General features: G+C 37.4%; 1 protein-coding gene. It reads left to right on the plus strand.

Annotated features, from left to right (window positions below; genetic code table 11):
• The first annotated feature begins 850 nt into the window (after nucleotides 1-850).
• The gene (locus ACFILU_RS09435; RefSeq protein WP_375675714.1) at nucleotides 851-2,482 is read left to right on the plus strand and encodes an ABC transporter substrate-binding protein; all 1,632 of its coding nucleotides are present in this window, start codon (nucleotides 851-853) and stop codon (nucleotides 2,480-2,482) included.
• Nucleotides 2,483-2,512 lie beyond the last annotated feature (30 nt).

The raw sequence follows: 2,512 nt of genomic DNA on the forward strand, positions 1-2,512 counted from the left end.
TTGCAAAGCTCTTTAACACTTTGCAATACGTTGAATTTTATCGGGAATGGATTTCTATGTTGTGTAGAGAATTTTATTTCAAAACATTCTATTGGGAAGAAAGGTTATTTATCTCGATAAATTCTACGTGTATAGATATTAATATTTTATATTTCAATTTATGTGTATAAAAAAGTAATAAATTTGTTTGTTGCAAAAGACAGGTGTAACGAATAAAGCAAAATTTAGTGTTTCTGAAAAAATGGGGGACTTTAAAATGTTTTAGTGAAAAAACTATTTTATGCAGATACGTGGGGAAACATCACGCTACTCTTCTTATACCTCAGTACACTCCTTATGACTTAAAATATGATAATCTATAGGTTCGAAGCTGTTATTTGATACGGAGTTATAATAAAGTTCGAATTTTCTTCTGAAAAAGGGTGAAAGTGGTTACTAAAAAATTTATTCAGAATCATCGAAATATTAAATTGTCTTGAGGTTTTTGAAGCAATTAGAGTAGCGCTTTGATGATACTTTTTAGAAAATAGCAAGAAGAAACTTGAAGAAGAAATCTTTTTGATGAAGCAAAGAAGAATTTTGGCCTGATATGCTCTGAATTGTAAGTGCCGTGATGTCGCGTGCTATGGTGCGTGATAGCTTTATTTTAATCAGATCGTTTTGCGTTGCATATGTTCATTTGTCCTATACGTGTTCGGGGAGGGTGAGCTTTTGAAAAGTGGTTGCTGCTCTTGGAAGTTTTGATGTTTTACCTCTAGGAGGCGTGTTTTCTAAGCATGATCTTATCATTTTTGCATGTTGTCAGATGGGGAAGTTATACAATAACTTTAAATCTTAAAAGGAAAATTCTATGAACGTGAAAAGAAAAATATTGAAAAAGGGCAGTTCTTTTGTTTCTGCTGTTCTTGCAATGGGGATGTTTGTGCAACAAGTTTCAGCGAAAACACCTGCTGATACGCTTGTGATGGCTTGGAATCTTGATACAATAAGTACATTTGATCCCGCACAAATCAATGATCGTTATGGTAATGAAGTTCTTGTCAATGTTTGTGATAATTTAGTCGTTTCTGCTACAGATGATGCTGCTAAAATGGTTCCTTCGTTAGCAAAGAGTTGGGATGTTTCAAGTGATGATCAGAGTACTGTGATTACTTTTCATTTGCGTGATGGTTTGAAGTTCAACGATGGTCGTCATGCGAACGCTAATGATCTGATTTGGAGCATGAAGCGGGTTGTTCAATTGAAGATGGCTACTGCGGCGACATTTAATGAATATGGGATTACAGAACAAAACGTTGATGAGGCTTTTCAAGCACCGGATGGCAAATCGGTGGTGATGAAATTTGATAAACCTTATCCAGCAGAGCTTATTCTTAGCCATTTTGCCACTAGTCGTACTCTTGCTTTGCTTGATCGTGAGACACTCATGAAACACGAAAAAAATGGTGATATGGGAAACCGGTATTTGGCAAGTCATTCTGCTTGTGTTGGTCCTTATCAGCTAGAGAGTTGGCGTCCTGGAGAAGGGATTTTGTTGCGTGCAAGCTCCAATTATTGGGGGGAGGCGCCTAAATTGAAGAAGATTTTAATTCGCCATGTTGCGGAACCTGGAACACAACGTTTATTGTTGCAAAAACACGATATCGATGTTGCACGTAATCTGATGCCAGAGGATTTGGCAGATCTCCAAGCAACAACGGATATTAAAGTTGAAAGAGTGTTAGAGCCATCCGTGATCATATGGGGGTTCAATGTGACAAATCCAATTTTTGCCAATGAAAAAGTACGTTTAGCGATGCGCTATCTTATTGACTATGAAGGACTCGGTAAGACTCTTCTCAAAGATGTTGGTATTCCACGTGCAAGTTTTATTCCTCTTGGTAATCTTGGGGCTTTGGATGAAAAAGAAGGACAACCCTTTAAACTTGATCTCCCAAAAGCAAAGCAACTTTTAACGGAAGCCGGTTACCCAGATGGCTTTGAGGCCAGTATTTTTGCCGGTGCCTCTCCTTATCCTTTTGCTTTGCCTATTGCTCAGTCCCTCCAAGACAATGCAAAAAAGGTGGGGGTGCGTTTTAAAATTGAACGTTTCGTAGGCACGCAGTTATTTTCAAAACTATCTGCACGTACTTTTGATACGATTTTTTTCGGATGGAATAATGATTCTGCGGATCCCCATACAATGGCTTCACGTCTTATTTACAATCCTGATAATCGGTTTGAGGCTAAAAATACAGGCTATGCGAGTTGGTGCCATGGGTATTTGGATGAAACTATGAATCAAAAGGTTCAAGATGCGTTGTTTCAAAAAGATCCAAAAAAACGGGCGCAAATGTATGCTGATTTGCAACGTGAATTTATGCAGAAAGGACCTTATGCTTTTATCTATCAGACGTATCACACGATAGCGATGACACCTGATGTTAAAAAATGGGTTTGGAATAGTGCACCACGTATTTTTTATAGTGCAATTGAAAAATAAGAAGGATCAGGTTTATAAAATATAAAAAAC

The sequence above is a fragment of the Bartonella sp. CL100XZDX genome (assembly GCF_042195375.1).
Lineage (GTDB): Bacteria > Pseudomonadota > Alphaproteobacteria > Rhizobiales > Rhizobiaceae > Bartonella.